The 23,613-nt window shown below is 73.4% G+C and carries 19 protein-coding genes; 8 read left to right on the top strand and 11 right to left on the bottom strand.

The genetic code is table 11. The features are described 5' to 3' along the window. Window positions 1-114: 114 nt before the first annotated feature. Window positions 115-300, top strand: coding sequence for a hypothetical protein (locus ACFQ6N_RS35895; RefSeq protein WP_030057688.1), 186 nt, complete (start codon window positions 115-117; stop codon window positions 298-300). A gap of 209 nt (window positions 301-509) precedes the next feature. Here ACFQ6N_RS35895 and ACFQ6N_RS35890 read toward each other — a convergent pair whose 3' ends face one another. Both ACFQ6N_RS35890 and ACFQ6N_RS35885 read right to left on the bottom strand, forming a co-directional pair. Beyond that, window positions 510-1,328: an inositol monophosphatase family protein gene (locus ACFQ6N_RS35890; protein WP_380658206.1), complete on the bottom strand. Its 819-nt coding sequence runs from the start codon at window positions 1,326-1,328 to the stop codon at window positions 510-512. A gap of 32 nt (window positions 1,329-1,360) precedes the next feature. Continuing rightward, window positions 1,361-2,503 (bottom strand): ferrochelatase, encoded by a 1,143-nt coding sequence (locus ACFQ6N_RS35885; RefSeq protein ID WP_380658204.1) that lies wholly within the window; start codon window positions 2,501-2,503, stop codon window positions 1,361-1,363. Between the two features lie 135 nt (window positions 2,504-2,638). On the opposite strand from ACFQ6N_RS35885, the gene ACFQ6N_RS35880 reads away from it, so the two are divergent. Together ACFQ6N_RS35880 and ACFQ6N_RS35875 are read left to right on the top strand one after the other, a co-directional pair. Continuing rightward, window positions 2,639-3,907, top strand: coding sequence for an MFS transporter (locus ACFQ6N_RS35880; protein WP_380658202.1), 1,269 nt, complete (start codon window positions 2,639-2,641; stop codon window positions 3,905-3,907). A 106-nt stretch (window positions 3,908-4,013) separates the two neighbouring features. Then, window positions 4,014-5,336 (top strand): D-arabinono-1,4-lactone oxidase, encoded by a 1,323-nt coding sequence (locus ACFQ6N_RS35875; RefSeq protein WP_380658201.1) that lies wholly within the window; start codon window positions 4,014-4,016, stop codon window positions 5,334-5,336. A 6-nt stretch (window positions 5,337-5,342) separates the two neighbouring features. Here ACFQ6N_RS35875 and ACFQ6N_RS35870 read toward each other — a convergent pair whose 3' ends face one another. Then, window positions 5,343-6,212: a hypothetical protein gene (locus ACFQ6N_RS35870; protein WP_380658199.1), complete on the bottom strand. Its 870-nt coding sequence runs from the start codon at window positions 6,210-6,212 to the stop codon at window positions 5,343-5,345. A gap of 511 nt (window positions 6,213-6,723) precedes the next feature. Between ACFQ6N_RS35870 and sepH the strand changes: the two genes are divergently transcribed. Then, window positions 6,724-7,806 carry a septation protein SepH gene (sepH, locus tag ACFQ6N_RS35865; RefSeq protein ID WP_380658198.1) on the top strand — a complete coding sequence of 361 codons (1,083 nt, stop codon included), beginning with the start codon at window positions 6,724-6,726 and terminating at the stop codon, window positions 7,804-7,806. 55 nt (window positions 7,807-7,861) lie between these two features. On the opposite strand, the gene ACFQ6N_RS35860 is transcribed toward sepH, so the two are convergent. Further along, a complete protein-coding gene (locus ACFQ6N_RS35860) occupies window positions 7,862-8,737 on the bottom strand; it encodes a sulfurtransferase (protein ID WP_380658196.1) in 876 nt (291 codons plus the stop codon). 165 nt (window positions 8,738-8,902) lie between these two features. Here ACFQ6N_RS35860 and ACFQ6N_RS35855 point away from each other — a divergent pair, with 165 nt between their 5' ends. Then, complete coding sequence (locus tag ACFQ6N_RS35855; RefSeq protein ID WP_380658220.1) at window positions 8,903-9,643, top strand: VOC family protein; 741 nt, start codon at window positions 8,903-8,905, stop codon at window positions 9,641-9,643. Between the two features lie 7 nt (window positions 9,644-9,650). On the opposite strand, the gene ACFQ6N_RS35850 is transcribed toward ACFQ6N_RS35855, so the two are convergent. From ACFQ6N_RS35850 to ACFQ6N_RS35835, 4 genes are all read right to left on the bottom strand, one after another. Continuing rightward, on the bottom strand, window positions 9,651-10,307 hold the full coding sequence (locus tag ACFQ6N_RS35850; RefSeq protein ID WP_380658194.1) for a thymidine kinase: 657 nt from the start codon (window positions 10,305-10,307) through the stop codon (window positions 9,651-9,653). A gap of 61 nt (window positions 10,308-10,368) precedes the next feature. After that, window positions 10,369-11,556, bottom strand: coding sequence for an alkaline phosphatase family protein (locus tag ACFQ6N_RS35845; RefSeq protein WP_380658192.1), 1,188 nt, complete (start codon window positions 11,554-11,556; stop codon window positions 10,369-10,371). Between the two features lie 32 nt (window positions 11,557-11,588). Beyond that, on the bottom strand, window positions 11,589-12,188 hold the full coding sequence (locus ACFQ6N_RS35840) for a DUF5998 family protein (RefSeq protein ID WP_360258300.1): 600 nt from the start codon (window positions 12,186-12,188) through the stop codon (window positions 11,589-11,591). A gap of 91 nt (window positions 12,189-12,279) precedes the next feature. Beyond that, window positions 12,280-15,096 carry a GNAT family N-acetyltransferase gene (locus ACFQ6N_RS35835; protein ID WP_380658190.1) on the bottom strand — a complete coding sequence of 939 codons (2,817 nt, stop codon included), beginning with the start codon at window positions 15,094-15,096 and terminating at the stop codon, window positions 12,280-12,282. 226 nt (window positions 15,097-15,322) lie between these two features. Between ACFQ6N_RS35835 and ACFQ6N_RS35830 the strand changes: the two genes are divergently transcribed. Together ACFQ6N_RS35830 and ACFQ6N_RS35825 are read left to right on the top strand one after the other, a co-directional pair. Further along, window positions 15,323-15,604 carry an HPr family phosphocarrier protein gene (locus tag ACFQ6N_RS35830; protein ID WP_380658189.1) on the top strand — a complete coding sequence of 94 codons (282 nt, stop codon included), beginning with the start codon at window positions 15,323-15,325 and terminating at the stop codon, window positions 15,602-15,604. Between the two features lie 143 nt (window positions 15,605-15,747). Then, window positions 15,748-16,560, top strand: coding sequence for an LAGLIDADG family homing endonuclease (locus tag ACFQ6N_RS35825; RefSeq protein WP_380658188.1), 813 nt, complete (start codon window positions 15,748-15,750; stop codon window positions 16,558-16,560). A gap of 42 nt (window positions 16,561-16,602) precedes the next feature. Here ACFQ6N_RS35825 and ACFQ6N_RS35820 read toward each other — a convergent pair whose 3' ends face one another. The 3 genes from ACFQ6N_RS35820 to ACFQ6N_RS35810 all read right to left on the bottom strand — a co-directional run bounded on the left by ACFQ6N_RS35820 (window position 16,603) and on the right by ACFQ6N_RS35810 (window position 20,873). After that, complete coding sequence (locus ACFQ6N_RS35820) at window positions 16,603-17,796, bottom strand: RtcB family protein (RefSeq protein WP_380658186.1); 1,194 nt, start codon at window positions 17,794-17,796, stop codon at window positions 16,603-16,605. Window positions 17,797-18,126: 330 nt separating this feature from the next. Further along, complete coding sequence (locus ACFQ6N_RS35815; protein ID WP_380658217.1) at window positions 18,127-19,491, bottom strand: M16 family metallopeptidase; 1,365 nt, start codon at window positions 19,489-19,491, stop codon at window positions 18,127-18,129. Window positions 19,492-19,511: 20 nt separating this feature from the next. Next, window positions 19,512-20,873, bottom strand: coding sequence for a M16 family metallopeptidase (locus ACFQ6N_RS35810; RefSeq protein ID WP_380658185.1), 1,362 nt, complete (start codon window positions 20,871-20,873; stop codon window positions 19,512-19,514). Window positions 20,874-21,146: 273 nt separating this feature from the next. Here ACFQ6N_RS35810 and ACFQ6N_RS35805 point away from each other — a divergent pair, with 273 nt between their 5' ends. Beyond that, window positions 21,147-23,597, top strand: coding sequence for a DNA topoisomerase (ATP-hydrolyzing) subunit A (locus tag ACFQ6N_RS35805; protein WP_380658183.1), 2,451 nt, complete (start codon window positions 21,147-21,149; stop codon window positions 23,595-23,597). Window positions 23,598-23,613 lie beyond the last annotated feature (16 nt).

Below are 23,613 nucleotides of genomic sequence, written 5' to 3'. Positions count from 1 at the left end.
CTCCGCGCCCGACCGGAGATCCACCGTTTGCCGGCCGGGGCGCTTTCACCGGCTGGACCTCCTCGGGGCGGAGAACGTACGACCGTGCACGTCCGACACAGTAAGGGGGCCCGTATGGACGCCTTCAAGGCCGGAATCCTGCAGCGCATAGCCAACGCCGAGCAGGACCTGCACCGAGCGATCGAGGCCGGGGACGAGTTCCTCGCCGAGGTGGAGCAGTCCGAGCTGGACGACCTCCGCCGACTCGCCGCCGAGCACGGCGTGGACACGGTGCTGGAGCGCCACCGCACCGCTGCCTGACCCGTTTCGACTTCCGACCCGTCGCCGGTCCTCCGGCACCTGCGGCCCTACGGGGGCCGTGCGAAAACCCAGGCCCTGGCATCCCCTGTGTGCCAGGGCTCTTCGCATGCCCGGGCCCGGGCCCCGACCCGAACCGGGCCGAACCGAGCCCGGTTCCGCCCGGTCCCGGCCGGAACCGGGCGGTCCGTGTCAGCGCGTACCGGCCCGGGTCAGTCCGCCCAGGCCCGCAGCGCGGCCAGGCGCTCCTGGAGCGGCTGGTACACGCCCGGAGCCGCCGCCACCGTCAGCTCGCCGTCCGGGCCGTGCCCCGGGCGGCCCCCGGTCAGGGCGCCGGCCTCGGCGGCGATCAGGCAGCCGGCCGCGCGGTCCCAGGGGGCGAGGCCGCGCTCGTAGTAGCCGTCCAGCCGCCCGGCCGCGACGTCGCAGAGGTCCACCGCGGCCGCTCCGGCCCGGCGGATGTCCCGCACCTCGGGCATCAGCGCCAGCAGCACCTCCGCCTGGCGCACCCGCACCGGCCGGACGTAGTTGAAGCCGGTGGCGATCAGCGCCTGGCCCCACGGCGGGGCCGGGCGGGTGGAGAGCGGGCGGCCGTTCAGCCGGGCGCCGCGGCCCAGGACGGCGTGGAACAGTTCCTCGCGGGCCGGTGCGTACACCACGCCGACGACCGCCCGGCCGTCCAGCTCGGCGGCCACGCTGACCGCCCAGGAGGGCAGTCCGTACAGGTAGTTGACCGTGCCGTCGAGCGGGTCCACGACCCAGCGCACCCCGCTGGTGCCGGGCCGCTCGGCGCCCTCCTCGCCGAGGTAGCCGTCCGCCGGGCGGCGGTCGGTGATCAGCTCCAGGACGAGCTTCTCGGAGGCGAGGTCCATCTCGGTGACCACGTCGACCGGGCTGCTCTTGGTGCCGGCGACGCCGAGGTCGGCGGGGCGGCCGTCGCGCAGCAGGGCGCCGGCCTGCCGGGCCGCGTCCAGGGCGACCTCCAGCAGGTCGTCGAGGAGCCGGTCGTCGGGCTGGGCGGGGGCGGTCACGGGGTTCTCCTCCGGAGCGGCGGGACGGGCGGTCAGCGCTCGGCGGCGGCCGGGCGGGGGGCGCGCGGGTTGGGGCAGCAGGCCACCGCGCACACGTCGTGGCCGGGGCCGAGCGCGCCGAGGGCGCAGCGGGTCACCGGCTCGCCGCGCTCGGTGGCAGCCCGTTCCAGGACGAGTTCGCGCACGGCGGCGGTGAACCGGGGGTCGGCGCCGACGGTGGCGGCGCGGGCCACCGGCAGGCCGAGCTCGGCGGCCTTGGCGACGGCCTCGGTGTCGAGGTCGTACCTGACCTCCATGTGGTCCGAGACGAAGCCGATCGGGACCATCACCACGGCGGGCGCGCCGTCGGCGTGCTCGGCCGCCAGGTGGTCGCAGATGTCGGGCTCCAGCCACGGGGTGTGCGGGGCGCCGCTGCGGCTCTGGAAGACCAGGTCCCAGGGCCGGTCCGCGACGCCGGTGCGCTCGGCGACGGCCGCGACGATCAGCCGGGCCACGTCCAGGTGCTGGGCGACGTACGCGCCGCCCGGCTCGCCGCGGGCCGGGTCGTCCGGGGCGCCGGAGGCCGCGGCCATGGTCTCCGGGATGGAGTGGGTGGTGAACGCGAGCCGGGCGCCGTCACGGACGGCCCCGGGCAGGCCGTCCAGCGCGGCGAGGGTGGCGTCGATCATCGGCTCGACGAAGCCGGGGTGGTTGTGGAAGTGCCGCAGCTTGTCGACGCGCAGGGCCGGCAGGCCCTCCTCGGCGAGGGCGGCCAGCGCGTCGGCGAGGTTCTCCCGGTACTGGCGGCAGCCCGAGTAGCCCGCGTAGGCGCTGGTGGCGAGCACCGCGATCCGGCGGTGGCCGTCGGCGGCCATCTCGCGCAGGGTGTCGACCAGGTAGGGCGCCCAGTTCCGGTTGCCCCAGTAGACCGGCAGGTCCAGCCCGTGCTCGGCGAAGTCCTTGCGCAGCGCGGCGAGCAGTTCACGGTTCTGCTCGTTGATCGGGCTGATCCCGTCGAACAGGAAGTAGTGCCTGCCGACCTCCTTCAGCCGCTCCTTGGGGATGCCGCGGCCCCGGGTGACGTTCTCCAGGAACGGGACGACCTCCTCGGGGCCCTCGGGCCCGCCGAAGGACAGCAGCAGCAGGGCGTCGTACGGGGCGGCGCCGGAGGGGGAGGGTTTGCGCGCGTCGGACATGGGACCGATCCTGCCACTGAGGGGCCGGGCGCCGTCGCCGGGGCCGCGCCGGTGTCCGGAAAATACCGTTTGCCAAGGTACGTAAGCTGTGTGGACCAGCCTTGTTCCTTACCTCTCCCCCCGTCCGGAGCTCCCGTGCTGTCCAGCTACCGTCGGATATTCGCCTCCCCCGGCACTCTGGCCTTCTCCACCACCGGCCTCGTCTCCCGGCTGCCGATCTCCATGACCGGCATCGGCATCGTGACGATGCTCTCCCAGCTGAGAGGCTCGTACGGTGTCGCGGGCCTGGTCTCGGCCACCCTGGCGGTCTCCGCCGCCGTCCTCGGCCCGCAGGTCTCCCGGCTGGTGGACCGGCACGGGCAGCGCCGGATCATCGTCCCGGCCATGGCCCTCACCATCGTCGCCGTCGTCGGCCTGCTGCTCTGCGCCCGGCTGAAGGCCCCGGACTGGACACTGTTCCTCTTCGCCGCCGGCATGGGTGTCATGCCCAGCACCGGCGCCATGGTCCGCGCCCGCTGGGCCCACCTCTACCGCGACGACGCCCCCAAGCTGCACACCGCGTACTCCTTCGAGGCCGTCGTCGACGAGGTCTGCTTCATCGTCGGCCCGATCCTCTCCATCGGCCTGGCCACCTCGGTCTTCCCCGAAGCCGGCGTGCTGCTCGCCGGGATCTTCCTCGCCGTCGGCGTGCTGCTGTTCGCCGGCCAGCGCTCCACCGAGCCGCCGGTCCACCCGGCCGCCCGGCACGAGGGCCACTCGGTCATCCGCAACCGCGGCCTCCAGGTGCTGATCCTGACCTTCGTCGCCACCGGCGCGATCTTCGGCTCGGTCGAGGTCGTCACCGTCGCCTTCGCCGAGGACCAGGGCCACAAGTCGGTCTCCAGCGTGATCCTCGCCCTGTGGGCGCTCGGCTCCTGCCTGGCCGGCGTGGTGTACGGCACCCTCAAGCTGTCCGGCTCGATGGCCCCGCGCTTCTTCTTCGGCGTCCTGTTCATGGCGGTCAGCATGGTCCCGCTGCTGCTGGTCGCCCACGCGGTGCACGGCATCGGCGGACTGGCCGCCGTCGGCGGCGCGCTGCTGGTCGCGGGCATCGCCATCTCCCCCACCCTGATCACGGCGATGGCCCTGGTCGAACGGCTCGTCCCGGCCGCCCAGCTGACCGAGGGCATGACCTGGACGACCACCGGCCTCGCGCTCGGCGTCGCGGCCGGCTCCTCGGCCGGCGGCTGGGTGGTGGACGCCTCCGGCGCCGCCGCCGGCTACTGGGTGCCGCTGGCCGCCGGCGCCCTCGGCGTGGTCGCCGCGCTCGCCGGGCTCGGCCGCCTGCGCGCCGGACTCGCCACCGACCAGGGCCCGGACGCCCCCGTCGAACCGGCCGGACGACCTGTAGACGCCGACCGGTGAACTGACTAATCTCTCGCCCTACCCACGGGCCTCTACCCGTGGGTAGGGCGGCCGCGCCGCCCCGGACCGCGCCGACCCGTTCGGCCACGGAGCAGGAGGCAGCGCAATGCCCCAGGCCAGTACCGCGACCCCCACCCGGTGGACCAACTGGGCCGGCAACCAGAGCGCCCGGCCCGCCCGGGCCGCCGCCCCCGGCACCGCGGAGGAACTGGCCAAGGAGATCCTGCGCGCCGCCGAACAGGGCCGCACCGTCAAGGCCGTCGGCTCCGGCCACTCCTTCACCTCGATCGCCTCCGCCGGCGACGGCGTCCAGATCCGGCCGCACGCGCTCACCGCCGTCCGCGCGCTCGACCGCGAGGCGGGCACCGTCACCGTCGAGTCCGGCCTCCCGCTGCACCGGCTCAACCGGCTCCTCGCCGCCGAGGGACTCTCCCTCGCCAACATGGGCGACATCGAGGTCCAGACCGTCGCCGGCGCCACCAGCACCGGCACCCACGGCACCGGCCGCGACTCCGGCTCGCTCGCCGCCCAGATCCGCGCCCTGGAGATCGTCCTCGCCGACGGCAGCGTCCGGCACTGCTCCCCCACCGAGAACCCCCGGCTCTTCCAGGGCGCCCGGCTCGGCCTCGGCGCCCTCGGCGTGATCACCGCGCTCACCTTCGGCGTCGAACCGGCCTTCCTGCTCACCGCGCACGAGCAGCCGATGCGCTTCGACGAAGTGCTGGAGCGCCTCGACGACCTCACCGCCGTCAACGAGCACTTCGAGTTCTACTGGTTCCCGCACACCGACCGCTGCTCCACCAAGCGCAACAACCGCAGCCAGGGCCCGGCCGCCCCGCTGCCCCGGTTCAAGGGGTGGCTGGAGGACGACTTCCTCTCCAACACCGTCTGGGAGGGCGCCTGCCGAGTCGGCCGGCGCTTCCCCGGCTCCATCCCCTCGATCGCCTCGATGGCCAGCCGCGCCTGGTCCGACCGCAGCTACACCGACACCGCGTACCGGGTGTTCACCAGCCCGCGCAAGGTCCGCTTCGTGGAGATGGAGTACGCGGTGCCGCGGGCGGCCGTCGGCGGGGTGCTGCGCGAGCTGAAGGCCCTGGTGGAACGCTCCGACTGGAAGATCAGCTTCCCGGTCGAGGTGCGCTTCGCCCCCGCCGACGACCTCTGGCTCTCCACCGCCTCCGGCCGGGACAGCGCCTACATCGCCGTCCACCTCTACCGGGGCACCGCCGACCAGGGCTACTTCACCGACGTCGAGCAGCTCATGACCGCCCATCAGGGCCGCCCGCACTGGGGCAAGCTGCACACCCGGGACGCCGGGTACCTGGCCGGCGTCTACCCGCGCTTCGGCGACTTCACCGCCCTGCGCGACGAGGTCGACCCGCAGCGGGTCTTCGGCAACGACTACCTCCGCCGGGTGCTGGGCGCCTGACCCGCCCTACGGCGTCGCGGACGGCACGGCGGGCGGCGGGGCCGGCGTCCCGCGGGCAGGCTCGTTGCCGGGCGCGGGCGGCTGCGGCGTGGCCTCACCGGTGGGCTTGCCGCCGCCCGCCGACGGGGAGGCGCCGGCCGACGGGCTCGCGCTCGGGCCGGCCGAGGGCGACGCGGTGCCCGCGCCGGTGCTCGGGGTCGCGGTCGGCTCCCGGCCCGGCCGGGTCGTCGCCGGGGCCGAGGCACCGCCGGACGGCGTGGCGTCCGAACCGGGCCTCCCGTCCGGGGACTGCCGCTGCGGCGGGGCGTCCTTCGGCGCGTCCTGCGGCGAGGAGGACTTGGGCGCCACCGAGCCGCCGAAGGAGGTGCCGTTGCCGGACTCGCCCTTGACCGTCGCCGACACCGGCTGCCCGGTGGCCAGTTCGAACGCCACGATCGGCGTCATCGCCAGCACGAAGACCAGCCCGGACACCACCGCGTAGGTCTTCCAGGTCCACCGTCGGCGCGCCCGCACCACCCGCGGCTCGTTCCACTCCTCGGTGATCACCGGCGACCCGGCCGGCCGGCCCGGCCCGTCGTCCTCCACCGGCACCTGGCGCAGCGTGTTCACGGCCTGGTTCGGCCCGCGGTCCACCGCGCCGCGCAGCTGTTCTCCGGTCCGCCGGAAGAGGTGCTGGAACACCGCGCCGCCGGTGGTGGCCCCGATGCTCACCACTGCGGCGCCCATGATCGTTCCGTAGACGCCCAGTTCGGAGGCCAACAGTGCGCCCACCACCGTGGCCAGCGCACTCGCCGCGACCTGAGCCACACTCAGATCGATCCGCTTGCGCTCCTCCTTGCCGCCCTCCTCGGCGGGGTCCCGCTCAGGCATCGACATCCCTCGGTCCGTACGACTCTTCCTCGAACAAGTCACTCCATCTTGCCCAAAGAAGGACACAAGGGGCGAAAATGCAGTTCCACGCGCCCGGATTGTGTGAAGATGATCACCGTTCACCCGGTGCCGGTCCGCCGTTGGTGGCGGGCGCTCTTGAGATTCCCGTGAATCGCGGGAGACTTGAGCGGCGAGCCGCCCCTCCGGATGCCACGAATGGAGTACTGTTCGTAAAGCCCGAGCCTTGGGTCGACATGTCGACTGCGCCACCACCGGCAGCTTGACGAGGAGACACGGAACGGGCACGCACGGCGACGCCCGTCCCGGATCGTCGCGAACACTCCGCGTGCGAGGACGGCCGGGACACCCAGGCGCGACGTCGACGGATGACGTGGCAAAAAGGCAACCGTGCCACAGCGGCGTGACCGGGCGTAAGCCCGACACGCCGGGGAACTCAGCAAGGTTGTGGCCAGTCGCGAGTGGGCAGGCCACACTCAGTACGGGAGCAGCGACGCAGGTGACGTCGGCAGGCACCACCCGGGAGGTAACCGTGCCCGAACTGCGGGTTGTGGCCGTCAGCAACGACGGCACACGGCTGGTGCTCAAGGCTGCCGACAGCACGGAGTACACCCTCCCCATCGACGAGCGGCTGCGCGCCGCCATCCGCGGCGACCGGCCGCGCCTCGGCCAGATCGAGATCGAGGTCGAGAGCCACCTCCGCCCCCGGGACATCCAGGCGCGGATACGAGCCGGTGCCTCCGCCGAGGAGGTCGCCCAGGCCGCCGGGATCTCCGTCGACCGCGTCCGCCGCTTCGAGGGCCCGGTCCTCGCCGAGCGCGCCTTCATGGCCGAGCGCGCCCGCAAGACCGCCATCCGCCGCAACGGCGAGTCCACCGGCCCGCAGCTCGGCGAGGCCGTCGCCGAGCGGCTCGCGCTGCGCGGCGCCGAGAAGGACACCGAACGCTGGGACTCCTGGCGGCGCGACGACGGCACCTGGGAGGTCATCCTCTCCTACCGGGCCGACGGCGAAGGCCGCAGCGCCTCCTGGACGTACGACCCGCCCCGGCGCCTGGTCCAGCCCAACGACGACGAGGCCCGCGCGCTGATCGGCGAGAACGTCGAGCGCGAGGAGGAGTCGGTCTTCCCGTTCATCCCGCGGATCGCCCGGCTCCCCCAGGACCGGCCGCCCCGCCCGATGATCGACCGGCCCTCCGCCGACCGCATCATGTCGGCCCGCGAGGTCCGCGAGTCGCGGGAGGCCACCGCCGACTCCAGGGACTCGCTGACCAGCCTGCTCGACGTCGTCCCCGCCTTCCGCGGCGACCTCGCCGTCGGCGGCCCCGCCCCGATCGAACCGGTGCCCGCCGAGGTCGCCGAGGAGAACGAGGAGTCCGCCGCCGCGGCCGCCGCCCCGGCGGTCGGCGCGGGCTCGGCCTACGCCGACATCCTGATGCCGCGCGCCGTCGCCCCGCACCGTGAGCGCCTGGTCGGCACCACCGACCGGCAGGCCGAGGCGGACGGCGTCCGGCCCGGCCGCCGGGCCACCGTGCCCAGCTGGGACGAGATCGTCTTCGGCAGCCGGCGCAAGAAGCAGGAGTAGCACCGATTGCCGAAGGGCGGGAGGCCGGGCCTCCCGCCCTTCGGCGTTCCCGGGCTCAGCCCGGCTGGTCGGTGACCGCCACCGGGCGGCTCGCGTCGCTCGACCACTCGCTCCAGGAGCCCGGGTACAGCGTGGCCGGCAGGCCGGCCACCTCCAGCGCCAGGACCTGGTGCGCCGCCGTCACCCCCGAACCGCAGTAGACCGCCGTCTCCCGCTCCCCCGCGCCCAGCGCGCGGAAGCGGGCCGCCAGCTCGGCGGCCGGGAGGAACCGTCCGTCCGCGCCCACGTTCCCGGCCGTCGGCGCCGACACCGCGCCCGGGACGTGCCCGGCCCTCGGGTCCACCGGTTCCGTCTCACCCCGGTAGCGCTCCCCCGAGCGTGCGTCCAGCAGCAGAGCGTCCCGCGCCCAGGCCGCCGCGCCGTCCGCGTCCACCGTCGGCAGCTGCCCCGGCACCGGCTTGAAGTCGCCCGCCCCGGGCGCCGGCGGCTCGGCCGTCACCGGCAGCCCGGCCGCCTGCCAGGCCGCGAAGCCGCCGTCCAGCACCCGGACGTCCCGGTGCCCGGCCCAGCGCAGCAGCCACCAGGCGCGGGCGGCGGCCATCGAGGCCGCGCCGTCGTACACCACGACCGGGCGCTCCGTGTCCACCCCGAAGCCGCGCATCGCCGCACCGAACTCCTCCGGGTCCGGCAGCGGGTGGCGCCCGCCCCGGCCGGGGGCACCGGGCGGGGCCGCCAGGTCCCGGTCCAGCTCGACGAAGTGGGCGCCCGGCAGGTGCCCGGCCCGGTACTCCTCGGCCGCGGTCGGGCCGCCCGGCGCGGCACCGACCAGCTGGTAGCGCACGTCCAGCAGCACCGGCGGACGGGCGGAGGCGAGTGCCTCCCGCAGCCCGGCCGCGGAGATCAGCGGGGAACCCTCGTTGTAGGTGGTCATGGCGGCCATTGTCGCGCAGCACCGCCGACTCGCCGCTCTTTGTGCGGACTTTGCCGGGATTTCCGCGCGGCCCGAGGGTTGGGCGCCCGTCAGAGTGGAAGCATCACCCTCGCGCCGAGGATTTCCGTGCGCCAACCACCCACGAGGAGGCCCGCATTGCCCGCGGTGGAACTCCGACTGGCCCAGGGCACGCCCTGCTGGGTCAGCCTGCTGACCGATGACCCGGCCGGGGCCCGCGCCTTCTACGGCGAGCTGCTCGGCTGGACGTACACCCCGGGGCCGGGCCAGCTCGGCGACTACGTCCGGGCCGAACTCGACGGCGCCCCGGTCGCCGGCCTCGGCGTCTCCACGGCCGGCTTCCCGGTGCAGTGGACCACCTACTTCGCGGTGGACGACGCCGACCGCACCACCCAGCTGGTCCGCGAGTGCGGCGGCACCGTCGCCGTCGGACCGCTCCAGGCCGAGCGCGCCGGGCGGATGGCCATCGCCTCCGACGTCTCCGGCGCCGTCTTCGGCCTCTGGCAGGGCGAGGAGCACCTCGGCCGGGAGGCCGGCACCGAACCCGGCGAACCGGCTTGGGCGGAACTGCTCACCCCCGACACCGAGGGCGCCGCCGCCTTCTACGCCGCCGTGCTCGACCGCCCGGTCCGGCCCGGCGCGGACGAGACCGCGCTGCTCGTGCACGGCCGCCCGGTCGCCGGGATCCGGCACCGCGCCGACCTGCGCGGCCACCCGCCGCGCTGGCGCACCCACTTCGCGGTCCGCGACGCCGCGCTGACCGCCCGACACGCGGTGGAGCTCGGCGGCCGGATCCTGGTCGCGCCGCACGACACCGCGCGCGGCCGCGCCGCCCGGCTGGCCGACCCGCAGGGCGGCCACTTCTCGGTACTGGAGGCGACGGGCTGAGCCCGGCTCAGGCCTGCTGCTCCTCGAAGGGCAGCACGTCCGGGGAGAGCACCGAGGCGCGGGCCGTCGCGGCGGTCATCCGACGGCGGTGGTGGCGGCGGCACAGCACCTCGTAGCCCACCTCGTCCTCGCGGACCGAGATGTCGCCGATCACCACCTGGGCGCCCTCGACCACCATCACCCCGCCGACCGTACGGGCGTTGTGGGTCGCCCGCGCGCCGCACCAGCACAGCGCCTCGACCTGGAGCACCTCCACCCGGTCGGCCAGCTCGATCAGCCGCTGCGAGCCCGGGAACAGCCGGGTGCGGAAGTCGGTGGTGATGCCGAAGGTGTAGACGTCGATGTCCAGCTCGTCCACCACCCGGGCCAGCTGGTCCACCTGCTCGGCGGCGAAGAACTGCGCCTCGTCGCAGATCAGGTAGTCCACCCGGCCGCCCGCCGAGAGCCGGTGCACCACGTGCCCGTGGAAGTCGAAGCCGTCCGTCACCTCGACCGCCTCGGCCTGGAGGCCCAGCCGGCTGGAGATCGTCGCGGCGCCCGCCCGGTCGTTGCGGGTGAGGATCACGCCCTTCCGGCCGCGCGCGGTGTGGTTGTGGTCCATCTGCAGCGCCAGCGTCGACTTGCCGCAGTCCATCGTGCCCGAGAAGAACACCAGTTCAGCCATGGGTGGAGCAAGGGCCTTTCACATCAAGGGGGTTCGGGCACAGAAGATTCAAGGGACCGGCTCAGCCGCGGACTTCGAGCAGCGGCACGAACTGCTCGACCGGGGTCATCGAGCCGTGCAGACCGATCATCGCGGACTCGCCCGGCTCGTTGCGGGAGGCGACGATCGCGATGTCGTCGCGCGCCGCGGCGACCACGTCGCCGATCCGGTGGTACACCCGGTCGTCCACGGACGGGCCGAACCAGCCCGCCTCGATCGCCTGGTCCCGGGTGGCGACCCACATCCGGTCGCCCAGCACCTCGCTCCAGACCGTGTGCACGTCGGCCGCGGCACCCGGCACGGCGTACACGTGCCGCGCCCGGCCCTCACCGCCGAGCAGGGCCACACCGGCGCCCAGCTCCCAGTCCTCGTCGAAGTCGATCCGGTCCTCCGGCGCGATGTCGATCATGCCGTGGTCGGCCGTCACGTACATCGCCGAGCGCGGCGGGAGCTGCCCGGCCAGCCGGCGGGCCAGCCGGTCCACCGCGTCCAGCGTCATCCGCCACTCGTCCGAGTCCACCCCGAACCGGTGGCCCGCGCCGTCCAGCTCGCTGACGTAGGTGTACACCAGCGCCCGGTCGTGCTCGGCCAGCCAGGAGGCCGCCAGGTCCATCCGCTCCTCGCCGGTGGTCCGGCCGAGGAAGGTGCCGCCGGACAGCGCCACCCGGGTCAGCGGGGTCTGGGCGAACAGCGGGGACGAGACCTGCGCGGTCGCCACCCCGGCCCGGTGCGCCTGCTCGAAGACCGTCGGGTACGGCTGCCAGGCGTGCGGCTCGGTGGGCGGCTGCCAGCGCAGCTGGTTCATCAGGTAGCCGGCGCCCGGCACCGCCACCGTGTACCCGGCCAGGCCGTGCAGGCCCGGCGGGGTGCCGGTGCCGACCGAGGCCAGCGAGGTCGCGGTGGTCGACGGGAAGCCGGCGGTCAGCGGACGGCCGCTGCCGCCCATCGAACTCCCGGCCAGCGAGGACAGGAACGGCGCGTACTCGGGGTGGCGCAGCAGCAGCTCCCAGCCCAGGCCGTCCACCAGGAACACCACCGCCCGGTCCGCCGGGGCGATCGGCAAGGTGGCGGTGAACCCGGGCACGCCGAGGCCCGCCGCCACCGAGGGCAGCAGGTCGCACAGCGAGCCGCTGCCGTAGGGGGGCGCGGGGGCCGCGGCCGGGTCAAGGATCTCGAAGGCGTCGTAGCCGTCGGCAGGAACGAAGGACATGGAACCGGATTCGTAGCGGTGGGTGGCGGCGATCAGACCCGCGGGCCGTTGTCGATCGTCGCGTCGGAGAGTGCCCGGGCGAACAGCAGCGCCTGGGACACCGTCTCCGGACCGTCACCGGCCTCGCTCACCCGCAGCGAGAGGTCGTCGGCCGTCGCCGAACCGGTGTAGCCGTGGTCCGCCTCGCAGTTCGGGTCCGAGCAGCCGGCCGGCTCCAGGTCCAGGCGCTGCACCGCGCCCCAGCCGATCGTCAGCACGACCTCGCGCGGGAGCGTCCCCGGGGTGTACGTCTCCGGGTTCGCCACCATGCGGCTCACCACGACCGAACCGATCCGGTCCAGCCGGACGCTCTCCGTCGAGGTGGTCGCGAACGGCACCGAGGGGCTGCCCTCGGCCCCCGACTGCTCGTCGGTGTGGCTCACCACGAACCGGGTCGGGGTCAGCACCAGCACGGTCACGTGCCGGCGGACCTCGTTGGCGTCGAAGGTCGTCTCCTGGTGCACCAGGTAGGAGCTGATCGGCTCCGGGCCCACCGCGGACTCGACCGCCTCGGACACCAGGGCCGGGTAGTAGCCGCTGCGCTCGATCGCCGAGCGCAGGTCCTGAGTGGTGGTGGTACCGGTCTTCGCCATATCTCCATCCTGGCATGGTCCGCCGACGAAGCGGGCGGCACGGCGCCGAGCTTCGGACAACAGCGCCCGGGCAGGGCGCAACCAAGGAAGGTTACAGCGTGCTCATCGCGCGCGGGCCCAGATCGCTGCGGACGGGCAGGGGCGCGACCCGCACCCGCGCCCCCAGGATCGCCAGCCCGTGCGGGGCCACGACCACCGGTTCGAGATCCACCGAAGCGATCTCCGGGACGTCGTCCACCAGCTGCGACACCCTGAGCAGCAGTTCCTCCAGGGCGGCGGTGTCCACCGCCTCGGCGCCGCGCCAGCCGAACAGCAGCGGCGCCGCCCGTACCTCCCGGATCAGCCCCGCGACGTCCCGGTCGGTGGCCGGAACCAGCCGGTACGCGGTGTCGCCCAACAGTTCGGCCGGGGCGCCCGCCAGTCCGAAGGAGAGGATCGCGCCGACCGCCGGGTCCACGGTGGCGCCGATCACGGTGTCCACACCGCGCGGCGCCATCCGCTGCACCACCAGCTCGGCCGCGGCGGCGCCGCCGAGCAGCGCGTCCAGCTCGCGGTGGGCGCGGCGCAGGCCCGGCTCGTCGGTCAGGTCCAGCCGGACACTGCCCAGGTCGGGGCGGTGGCGCAGGTGCGGGGCGGTCGCCTTGAGGGCCACCGGGTAGCCGAGCGAGGCCGCCGCCGCGACGGCCGTCCGCTCGTCCGGCGCCGGGAGCGTCGGCGAGACGTCGACGCCGTAGCGGGCCAGCAGCTCGCGGGCCCCGGCGTCGGGCAGGGTGATCCGGGCGCCGCCGGGCTGGGTACGGGCGGCGACCGCCGTCCGGGTGCTCAGCGCCGCCGCCACCAGGGCGCGGGCACCCGGCTCGTCGATCCGGTCCAGCTCGGGGACGCGCGCGGTCTCCTCCGCCTCGGCCGTCCGGCGGCGCCACTGCGCGTAGTGCACGGCATGGGTGAGGGCGTTCACGGCCCGCTCGGGCGCCGCGTAGGCGGGGATGCCGCCGGGGCGCAGCCGGGCCGGCAGGTCGGTCAGCGCCAGGTGGGCGAGCACCAGCGGCTTGCCCAGTTCCTTGGCGCGCTGCCCGGCTTCGAGCAGGGCGGCGGCGATCTCGGGGTCGTCCGAGCCCATCTCGGGATCGTCCTCGCCGGTCAGCCGGCCGCCCATGAAGGCGTGCGCGGAGGTCCCGATCGGCGGGATGGCGACGGCGATCACCGCGTCCACGGCCGGGTCGGCGAGGGCGACGTCGAGGGCGATCCGGAAGTTCTCGCCGGTCGCGGCGGTGGTCAGGTCGACCGGGGTGCGCGGACGCAGGCCTGCGCTCAGCAGGGCGTCGTAGGTGAGCAGGCCGAGCGAGTCCGAGTTGCCGACCACCGCGACCCGGTCCCCCTCGGGCAGCGGCTGCAGGGCCAGCAGCTCCCCGGTGTCGTACAGCTCGGTGATGGTCGCGACCCGCAGGACGCCCGCCTGGTCGAACAGCGCGTCGACGGTCGCGTCGCGCAGGCCGGTGGCGGTGGCCGGGACGGCGTGGCCGGGCGGCAGGCTGCCGGTGTGCCGGGCGCCCTTGACCACCACGATCGGCTTGGCGGCGGCCAGCCGGCGGGCGATCCGGGTGAACTTGCGCGGGTTGCCGAAGGACTCCAGGTACAGCAGGACGACGCGGGTGGCCTCGTCCTCGGCCCAGTACTGAAGGAAGTCGTTGCCGGAGACGTCGGAGCGGTTGCCCACCGAGGCGAAGGAGGAGACGCCGAGGCCGCGCCGGTGGGCGGCCTCCAGCAGGGCGACGCCGATCGCGCCGGACTGGCAGAAGATCCCGAACCCGCCGCGGCCGGGCAGGCGCGGCGCGAGCGAGGCGTTCAGCGGGTTCGCCGGATCGGTGTTGACCAGGCCGAAGGCGTTCGGGCCGACCACCCGCATGCCCGCCGCGCGGGCCTGTCGGACCAGTGCGCGCTGGCGGTCCCGGCCCTCCGGACCGGTCTCCGCGTAGCCCGCGGTGACCACCACCAGGCCCTGGACGCCGTGGGCGCCGCACTCGGCGACGGCGGCCGGGACGGCCCCCTCGGGGACGGCGATCACGGCGAGGTCCACCGGCCCGGGAATGTCCAGAATCGAGCGGTGCACCGGGACGCCGTCCAGCTCGGTGCCGGGCGGGGCGTTGCGGTTCACCGCGTACACGGGGCAGTCCGCCGGGGCGCTGCCCAGCAGGTCGCGCAGGACGGCCCGGCCGACGGTCTGCGGAGTGCGGGAGGCCCCGATCACCGCCACCGAGCGGGGGGTGAGCAGCCGCTGCACCGAGCGGGCCTCGGCGCGGTGCTCGCGGGCGCGCATCACGGCGAGCGAGCGGTCGGTCTGTTCGAGGTCGAACTCCAGGTGCACCACGCCGTCGGCGAAGCTGCGGTGCTGGGTGTAGCCGGCGTCGGTGAAGACCTTCACCATCTTCCGGTTCTCCGGCAGCACCTCGGCCTGGAAGCGGCGGATGCCGCGCTCCTGCGCGACGGCGGCGATGTGCTCCAGCAGCGCCGAGGCCACACCGCGGCCCTGGTGGGCGTCCTGCACCAGGAAGGCCACCTCGGCGTCCGTCCCGGTGTCGGAGGGGCGGCCCTCGGCGTCGATCCGGTCGTACCGGACGGTGGCGATGAAGTGGTCCCGGACCACGACCGCGAGGCCCACCCGGTTCACGAAGTCGTGGTGGGTGAAGCGGCGGACGTCCTTGTCGGAGAGCCGGGGATAGGGGGCGAAGAAGCGGAAGTACTTGGACTGCTCCGAGACCTGCCCGTAGAACTCGACCAGGCGCCCGGCGTCGGCGGGCGTGATCGGCCGGATCCGGGCCGTGCCACCGTCCCGCAGCAGGATGTCGGCCTCCCAGTGCTGCGGATAGTCCGGTTGCTGCTCGGGGTTGGCCACCGCGGAGTCGTCCACATTCGTCAGGTTATCCGGCGGCGAGCCGAATGGCGCCGGACGCATGCCCACGGCAGGGTGGACAGGACCACCGGCCGGGGTTTATGCCCCGAAAAGAAACAATCACAAGTCCTGAACGCGGCGGTTCGCCGGGGCCACCTGCATGCAACACTGGTCTAGACAACATGGCCGCTTCCCCCGCTCACCGAGCACGGCCGTGACCAGCTTCACCGGAAAGGCACGTCTCATGGCTGAGCGCCGCGTCACCATCGGTTGGGCCGAGGGCCTGCACGCCCGTCCCGCCTCCGTCTTCGTCCGGGCCGTCACGGCCACCGGCGTGCCGATCACCATCGCCAAGCCGGGCGGCAACCCGGTCAACGCCGCCTCCATGCTCGGCCTCCTCGGCCTGGGCGCCCAGGGCGGCGACGAGGTCATCCTGGCCTCCGACGCCCCCGACGCCAACGACGCGCTCGACCGCCTCGCCAAGCTCGTCGCCGAAGGCCTCGACGAGCTCCCGGCCGCCGCCTGAGCCCTCGCAACGTGCACGAAGCGCCCGGCAGTGCCTAGCACTGCCGGGCGCTTCTGTTCGCGCATTCGATCGCATCCACACCATCGAGCGAACTGGTGACCGTTCGACCCTTTCGAACGACGGATCGTACGCATGCTCGCGGCATGACCTTCTTCGACCTCGAACAACCCGAGCACGCTTACATGTTCGCCTTCCTCCAGGCGGACGGACACCTCACCGAGCAGTCCCGCAACCGCGGCCGGCTCTCGGTGGAACTCTCCGCGCGGGACGCACCCGTCCTGGAGGAGTTCCAGCGGCTCTGCCCGTACAACAGCACCATCCGGTACCGGACGCGCACGACGAACTTCAAAGCCGACCACACCTCGGTGCTCTGGACCGTCCACGCCCGGGAGTTCCGCGAGGAACTGCGGGCGCTCGGCCTCCCGGCAGGGCGGAAATCCGAGATCGTGGCACCTCCGGACGTGCCGTTCTCCGAGCGCGACTACCTCCGGGGACTCATCGACGCGGACGGCTCGGTGGGGCGCACCTCGCAGGACCTGCCGTTCGTGAGCCTGACCACCAGAAGCGACGCGCTGGCGGTCTTCACCGTCGACTACGCGGACCGGCTCTGCGGCGCCCGCCGCAAGCTCACCCGCAACAAGCGCGACGACATCTACAACATCCTCTTCCTGAACGAGGCCGGTACAGCCCTGGCCACCGATCTCTACTACCCGGGCTGCCTGGCGCTACCCCGGAAGGCAGCCGGTGCCGATCGCGCCCGAACCTGGGTCCGCCCACCCACCATGAAGTTCGCGACCCCGAGGCGCAGTTGGACCCCGGAAGAAGACGAGGTCATCCTCACCGCGCCAACCATGGAGGGAGCGTCAGAGCGATTGGGCCGAACCCTCAAGAGCTGCAAGATCCGGCACTGGCGACTCGTCGGACCAAAACGCCCACGAGTCTTCCCGCAGCACTGACGATGGCCCCCGACGACCGTCGGGGGCCATCTCGTTCGCCGCTCAGCCCTTCACGCAGACGACCTGCATGAGGTGGGCGATCGGCTCGACCAGGTCGGTCTGCTGGGCCATGACCTTCTCGATGGACTTGTAGGCGCCCGGGATCTCGTCCACGACACCGCTGTCCTTCCGGCACTCCACGCCCTTGGTCTGCTCGACCAGGTCCTGTGTCGTGAACCGCTTCTTCGCGGCGTTGCGGCTCATCTTGCGGCCGGCGCCGTGCGAGGCGGAGTTGAACGCCGCCTCGTTGCCCAGGCCACGGACGATGTAGGAGCCGGTGGCCATGGACCCCGGGATGATGCCGTAGTCGCCTACCCGGGCCCGGATCGCGCCCTTGCGAGTCACCAGCAGGTCCAGGCCGTCGTACTGCTCCTCCGCCACGTAGTTGTGATGGCAACTGATCTCGTCCTCGAACACGACCCCCGCCTTGGGGAATTCGCGACGCACGACGCCCTTGAGGAGCGCCATCATGATCGACCGGTTGTTGAACGCGTACTCCTGCGCCCAGAACAGGTCCTGGCGGTAGGCCGCCATCTGCGGGGTGTCCGAGATGAAGACCGCCAGATCACGGTCGACCAGCCCCTGGTTGTGTGGCAGGGACCGGGCAACGCCCATGTGATGGTCGGCCAATTCCTTGCCGATTCCCCGCGATCCGGAATGCAGCGTCAGCCAGACATTTCCACTATCGTCCACACATACCTCGGTATGGTGATTCCCCGAGCCGAGGGTTCCCATCTGCTGCATCGCCCGCTCGCGGCGCCACTTGACGTCCTCCGCGATGCCGTCGAAGCGCCCCCAGAAGTCGTCCCAGCCGGCCGCGCGGAAGCCGTGGAGCTTGGTCGGGTCGACCGGGTCGGTGTGCAGGCCGCGGCCGACCGGGATGGCCTGCTCGATCCTGCTGCGCAGGCCGGACAGGTCGTCCGGGAGGTCCTCGGCGGTGAGGGAGGTCTTCACCGCGCTCATCCCGCAGCCGATGTCGACGCCGACGGCCGCCGGGCAGACCGCGCCGTTCATGGCGATGACGGAGCCGACCGTCGCGCCCTTGCCCAGGTGGACGTCGGGCATCACGGCGAGGCCGTGCAGCCAGGGCAGGGAGCTGATGTTGCGCAGCTGCTGGAGGGCCTGGCCCTCGACCGTCGCCGGGTCGGTCCACATCCGGATCGGCACCCGGATGCCCGGGACCTCGGTGTACGTCATGGTCGATCGACCTCCATGGGTCGGGTGGTTCGGTGGGAATGGGAAGGAACGCCGCGCGAAAGCAGTCCCGGTGCGGCTCGGGGAAGTTCGGGGACGGGTGCGCTCAGGCAGCCGAGGCGGAACAGGGGAGGTACGGCCGTGGGGAGCGTCGTCGTATGGCTCGCTCGACCCGCATGGTGACCGCCTCCCTTCGTTCGTCGCCGTTCGCACGCGTTGTGCGTCGGGGAACATCTATCCACGGAACGGGCCGGGCCCGCAACGGGTTTAGGAACGCGTCCGGCCCGGCGGAGCGAAGCGCTCCACCGGGCCGGACGGGACGGGAACCGGTCGTCAGCCGACGACGGTGACCTCGCCGATCCCGAGCGCCCGCACGTCGTCGGCGATCACGGCCGCGTCGCCGACCAGGACGGTCACCAGACGGTCCGTCGGGAAGGCCGCGACGACCGCCTCGGTGGCGGCGGCGGTGGGCAGTTCGGCGAGCTGCCGGTAGACCTCGGCCTGGTAGTCGTCCGCCAGGTACTGCTCGACCTGGTCGGCCAGGGTGCCGGCGACCGAGCCCGCGGTCTCGTACTTCAGCGGGGCGACCCCGACCAGGAACTGCACGGCCTCGTCGCGCTCGGCGTCGGTGAGGCCCTCGGCGGCGAGGGTGCGCAGGATGGTCCAGGTGTCGGCGAGCGCCGGGGCGGTGGAGGCGGTGTCCACCGAGCCGCTGATGGCGAGCAGCGAGCGACCGCTGCCGTCGGCGGCGGAGCGCAGCGGCTGGGCGAAGGAGCGGACGCCGTAGGTGTAGCCCTTCTCCTCGCGCAGCACGCGGTCGAGGCGGGAGGTGAGGGTGCCGCCCAGGCAGTAGGTGCCCAGGGTCTGGGCGGCCCAGACCGGGTCGTGGCGGTCGGGGCCGATGCGGCCGATGAGCAGCTGCGTCTGGACGGAGCCGGGGCGGTCCACGATGACGACGCGGCCTCGGTCGTCGCCGGCGACCGGGGCGTGGACGGAGGCCTCGGCGGCCGGGCCGGTCCAGGTGCCGAGGGTGCTCTCCAGGAGGGCGGGCAGCTCGACGCCGGTGAGGTCGCCGACCACGACGACGGTGGTGGTCGCGGGGCGCACGTGGGCCTCGTAGAAGGCCCTGACGGCGGCGCGGTCGATCGACTTGACGGTGTCGGCGGTGCCGGCGCGGGGCCGGGAGAGCCGGTCGGCGGCGTCGAAGAGCTCGGCGTAGAGGGCCTTGGCCGCGCGGCGGGCCGGGTTGGCCTGCTCGTGGACGATCTCGTCGAGGCGGTTGGCGACCAGGCGCTCGATCTCGGCCTCGGGCAGGGCCGGGGCGCGCAGGGCGTCGGCGAGCAGGGACAGGCCGCGCTGGAGCCGGGAGGCGGGCACCTCCAGGGAGACCCGGATGCACGGGTGGTCGGCGTGCGCGTCCAGGGTGGCGCCGGCCCGCTCCAGCTCGCCGGCGAACTCCTCGGCGGTGAGCGTGTCGGTGCCCTCGTTGAGGGCGCGGGCGAGGACGGCGGCGATGCCGTCGAGGCCCTCGGGCTCGGCGGCGAGCGGGGCGTCGAGGAGGACCTCGACGGCGACCAGCTGCTGGCCGGGCCGGTGGCAGTGCAGGACGGTGATGCCGTTGCCGAGGGCGGCCCGCTCGGGGGCGGGGAAGGCCCAGGGGCCGGGGGTGCCCGGCTTCGGCTGGGGGTGGAAGGTCATGGCGGGGACGTAGTCGGTGCTCATACGGCGGCACCCTCCTCTTCGGCAGCGTCGGAAGCGGTGTCGTCGTCGGTCTCGGCGTCGGCCTCGGCGGCCGTCGGCTCGTAGGCCAGCACGGCCCGGTTGTCGGGGTTGAGCCTGGCGGCGGCGACGGCCCGGACCTCCTCGGCGGTGACGTCGAGGACCTTGGCGAGGGCGCCGTTCACCAGCTTGGGGTCGCCGAACAGGACGGCGTAGCGGCAGAGTTCGTCGGCGCGGCCGGCGACGGTGGTGAGCCGGTCGAGCCACTCGCGCTCGATCTGGGCCTGGGCGCGCTCCAGTTCCTCGGCCGTCGGGCCCTCGGCGGCGAAGCGGGCGAGCTCCTCGTCGACGGCGGCGTCGATCTGCGCGAGGGTGGCGTCCCCGGAGGTCTTGACGTCGAGCCAGCCGAGGCTGGGGGCGCCGGCGAGGCGCAGCAGGCCGAAGCCGGCGGCGACGGCGGTGCGGTCGCGACGGACGAGCCGGTTGTAGAGGCGGCTGGACTCGCCGCTGCCGAGGACGGTCAGGGCGAGGTCGGCGGCGTCGGCCTCGCGGGTGCCGTCGTGCGGGAGGCGGTAGGCGGCCATCAGGGCGCGGGAGGGGACGTCCTCGTGGACCTCCTCGCGGATCTCGCGGCCGATGGTGTCCGGGAGTTCGCCGGAGCGCGGGGGCTGCTTGCCGTCGTGGGCGGGGATGGAGCCGAAGTACTTCTCGACCCAGGCGACGGTCTGCTCGGGGTCGATGTCGCCGACGACGGACAGCACGGCGTTGTTCGGCGCGTAGTAGGTGCGGAAGAACGTGCGGGCGTCCTCCAGCGTGGCCGCGTCGAGGTCGGCCATCGAGCCGATCGGCGTGTGGTGGTACGGGTGGCCGTCGGGGTAGGAGAGCGCGGTGAGCTTCTCGAAGGCGGTGCCGTACGGGACGTTGTCGTAGCGCTGGCGGCGCTCGTTCTTGACGACGTCCCGCTGGTTCTCCATGGACGCGTCGTCGAGCGCGGCGAGCAGTGAGCCCATCCGGTCGGCCTCCAGCCAGAGGGCGAGCTCCAGCTGGTGGGCGGGCATGGTCTCGAAGTAGTTGGTGCGCTCGAAGCTGGTGGTGCCGTTGAGCGAGCCGCCGGCGCCCTGGACCAGTTCGAAGTGCCCGTTGTTGGAGACGTTGGCGGAGCCCTGGAACATCAGGTGCTCGAAGAGGTGCGCCAGGCCGGTGCGGCCCTTGACCTCGTGCCGGGAGCCCACGTCGTACCAGAGGCAGACGGCGGCGACCGGGGTGAGGTGGTCCTCGGAGAGGACGACACGCAGGCCGTTGGCCAGGCGGTGCTCGGTGATGGCGATGCCTCGGCTGGAGGCGGGGGCCGGGTTGGCCATGCGCTCGGGTCCTTCCCGTCGTCGATGTCGGGGTTCGTGTGGCGTCCCCCATTGTGGTCCAACGTGCGGGAGCCGTGTTCGTGTCCGCGCGGACGGGGTCGTTCGCCAGGGGCGGAAGAGGGCCGCTGACCGGGAGTGTCCGCGCGAGGGTCCACAATGGGGGCGCCGTTCCCTGTCGACCGCGTCCGGTTGACGGGTCCGGCGACCGGACGGCACGGCCGACCGACGACCGACCGAGACACAGCCAGCGACACGTAAGGGAGCCCCGCCGCGATGGCCCGCCGCAGTTCGCAGACCCCGCCGCCCGGAGACTTCGAGGAGCGGATCCTCGACGTCGATGTCGTGGACGAGATGCAGGGCTCCTTCCTGGAGTACGCCTACTCGGTGATCTACTCGCGTGCGCTGCCCGACGCGCGGGACGGCCTGAAGCCGGTGCACCGCCGGATCCTGTACCAGGCCAACGAGATGGGCCTGCGCCCCGAGCGGGCGCACGTGAAGTGCGCCCGCGTGGTGGGCGAGGTGATGGGCCGACTGCACCCGCACGGCGACGCCTCGATCTACGACTCCGTGGTGCGCATGGCCCAGCCGTTCTCGATGCGGCTGCCGCTGATCGACGGGCACGGCAACTTCGGTTCGCTGGGCAACGACGACCCGCCGGCCGCGATGCGCTACACCGAGTCGCGGCTCACCGCGGCGTCGATGGCGATGGTGGAGTCGATCCACGAGGACACCGTCGACTTCGGCCCCAACTACGACGGCAGCGAGCAGGAGCCGCTGGCGCTCCCGGCCGCGTTCCCGAACCTGCTGGTGAACGGCGCGACGGGGATCGCGGTCGGCATGGCGACGAACATGCCGCCGCACAACCTGTCCGAGGTGGTGGCGGCGGCCCGGCACCTGATCAAGCACCCCAACGCCGACCTCGACACGCTGATGCGGTTCGTGCCCGGTCCGGACCTGCCGACCGGCGGCCGGATCGTGGGCCTGTCCGGGATCCGGGACGCGTACGAGTCCGGCCGCGGCACCTTCAAGATCCGGGCGACGACGACGGTCGAGGCGGTGACGGCGCGCCGCAAGGGCATCGTGGTCACCGAGCTGCCGTACAACGTCGGCCCGGAGAAGGTCATCTCGAAGATCAAGGACCTGGTCAACGCGAAGAAGCTGCAGGGCATCGCGGACGTCAAGGACCTGACCGACCGCGAGCACGGGCTGCGGCTGGTCATCGAGGTGAAGAACGGCTTCGTGCCGGAGGCGCTGCTGGAGCAGCTCTACAAGCTGACGCCGATGGAGGAGACCTTCGGCATCAACAACGTCGCGCTGGTCGACGGGCAGCCGCTGACGCTGGGCCTGAAGGAGCTGCTGGAGGTCTACGTCGACCACCGCTTCACCGTGGTCCGCCGGCGCAGCGACTTCCGGCGCCGCAAGCGGCAGGAGCGGCTGCACCTGGTCGAGGGCCTGCTGGTGGCGCTGCTCGACATCGACGAGGTCATCTCGATCATCCGGTCGAGTGACAACGCCCAGCAGGCGAAGGAACGCCTGATGGAGCACTTCTCGCTGTCGGACACCCAGACGGCGTACATCCTGGACACCCCGCTGCGCCGGCTCACCCGCTTCGACCGGGTGGAGCTGGAGCAGGAGCAGGCGAAGCTGAACGCGGAGATCGCGGAGCTCACCGAGATCCTGGACTCGGACACCAGGCTGCGCAGCGTGGTGTCGTCCGAACTGGGCGCGGTGTCCAAGCAGTTCGGGACGGAGCGGCGGACGGTCCTGCTGGAGGCGGGGGCCGCGCCGGCGGCGGCGCTGGCGGTGCCGCTGGAGGTCGCGGACGACCCGTGCCGGGTGCTGCTGTCCTCGACGGGCCTGCTGGCGCGGACGGCGGACGGCGAGCCGTTCGAGCTGTCGGAGAAGCGGTCGAAGCACGACGTGATCGTGTCCGCGGTGCACGCGACGGCGCGGGCCGACGTCGGTGTGGTGACGTCGACGGGCCGGGTGCTGCGGCTGCCGGTGATCGACCTGCCGGCGATGCCGCCGACCCCGTCGCCGAACCTGGCGGGCGGGGCCGCGGTCGGCGAGTTCCTGCGGCTGGAGACGGGCGAGCGGGCACTGGCGCTGACCACACTGGACGAGTCCTCGCCGGGGCTGGCGCTGGGCACGCTGCAGGGCGTGGTGAAGCGAGTGGTGCCCGAATGGCCGTCGAACAAGGACGAGTTCGAGGTGATCGCCCTCAAGGACGGTGACGAGCTGGTGGGCGCGGTCGAGCTGCGCACCGGCGAGGAGGACCTGGTCTTCATCGCGTCGGACGCGCAGCTGCTGCGCTACCCGGCGGGCCAGGTGCGCCCGCAGGGCCGTCCGGCGGGCGGCATGGCGGGCATCAAGCTCTCCGACGGCGCCCGGGTGCTGTCGTTCACGGCGGTCGACCCGGCCGCGGACGCGGTGGTCGTCTCGGTCGCCACCGCCTCGGGCACCCTCGCCGACGGCGAGCAGACGACCTGGAAGGTCACCCCGTTCGAGCAGTACCCCCGCAAGGGCCGGGCCACCGGCGGGGTCCGCTGCCAGCGCTTCCTGCGCGGCGAGGACGCGCTGGCCTTCGCCTGGGCCGGGGCCGCTCCGGCCCGCGCCGCCGGCGACAAGGGCGTCCCGGTCGACCTGCCGGAGCGCGACCCGCGCCGCGACGGCTCGGGCACCCCGGTCACCGCACCCGTCTCGGTGGTCGCCGGCCCGGCGTGACGGACCGGCACCAAGC

This window comes from Kitasatospora sp. NPDC056446, from assembly GCF_042796115.1.
GTDB lineage: Bacteria > Actinomycetota > Actinomycetes > Streptomycetales > Streptomycetaceae > Kitasatospora.
This window is presented reverse-complemented; position numbering and strand designations above follow the sequence as displayed.

Bases quoted from the DNA above. Each gene is read 5' to 3' on its own strand.
- ACFQ6N_RS35805 (WP_380658183.1), top strand. From the start codon at position 21,147: ATGGCCCGCCGCAGTTCGCAGACCCCGCCGCCCGGAGACTTCGAGGAG.
- ACFQ6N_RS35875 (WP_380658201.1), top strand. From the start codon at position 4,014: ATGCCCCAGGCCAGTACCGCGACCCCCACCCGGTGGACCAACTGGGCC.
- ACFQ6N_RS35825 (WP_380658188.1), top strand. From the start codon at position 15,748: ATGACCTTCTTCGACCTCGAACAACCCGAGCACGCTTACATGTTCGCC.
- ACFQ6N_RS35815 (WP_380658217.1), bottom strand. From the start codon at position 19,491: ATGACCTTCCACCCCCAGCCGAAGCCGGGCACCCCCGGCCCCTGGGCC.
- ACFQ6N_RS35885 (WP_380658204.1), bottom strand. From the start codon at position 2,503: ATGTCCGACGCGCGCAAACCCTCCCCCTCCGGCGCCGCCCCGTACGAC.
- ACFQ6N_RS35845 (WP_380658192.1), bottom strand. From the start codon at position 11,556: ATGTCCTTCGTTCCTGCCGACGGCTACGACGCCTTCGAGATCCTTGAC.
- ACFQ6N_RS35870 (WP_380658199.1), bottom strand. From the start codon at position 6,212: ATGTCGATGCCTGAGCGGGACCCCGCCGAGGAGGGCGGCAAGGAGGAG.
- ACFQ6N_RS35810 (WP_380658185.1), bottom strand. From the start codon at position 20,873: ATGGCCAACCCGGCCCCCGCCTCCAGCCGAGGCATCGCCATCACCGAG.
- ACFQ6N_RS35895 (WP_030057688.1), top strand. From the start codon at position 115: ATGGACGCCTTCAAGGCCGGAATCCTGCAGCGCATAGCCAACGCCGAG.
- ACFQ6N_RS35830 (WP_380658189.1), top strand. From the start codon at position 15,323: ATGGCTGAGCGCCGCGTCACCATCGGTTGGGCCGAGGGCCTGCACGCC.
- ACFQ6N_RS35850 (WP_380658194.1), bottom strand. From the start codon at position 10,307: ATGGCTGAACTGGTGTTCTTCTCGGGCACGATGGACTGCGGCAAGTCG.
- ACFQ6N_RS35840 (WP_360258300.1), bottom strand. From the start codon at position 12,188: ATGGCGAAGACCGGTACCACCACCACTCAGGACCTGCGCTCGGCGATC.
- ACFQ6N_RS35860 (WP_380658196.1), bottom strand. From the start codon at position 8,737: ATGACCACCTACAACGAGGGTTCCCCGCTGATCTCCGCGGCCGGGCTG.
- ACFQ6N_RS35820 (WP_380658186.1), bottom strand. From the start codon at position 17,796: ATGACGTACACCGAGGTCCCGGGCATCCGGGTGCCGATCCGGATGTGG.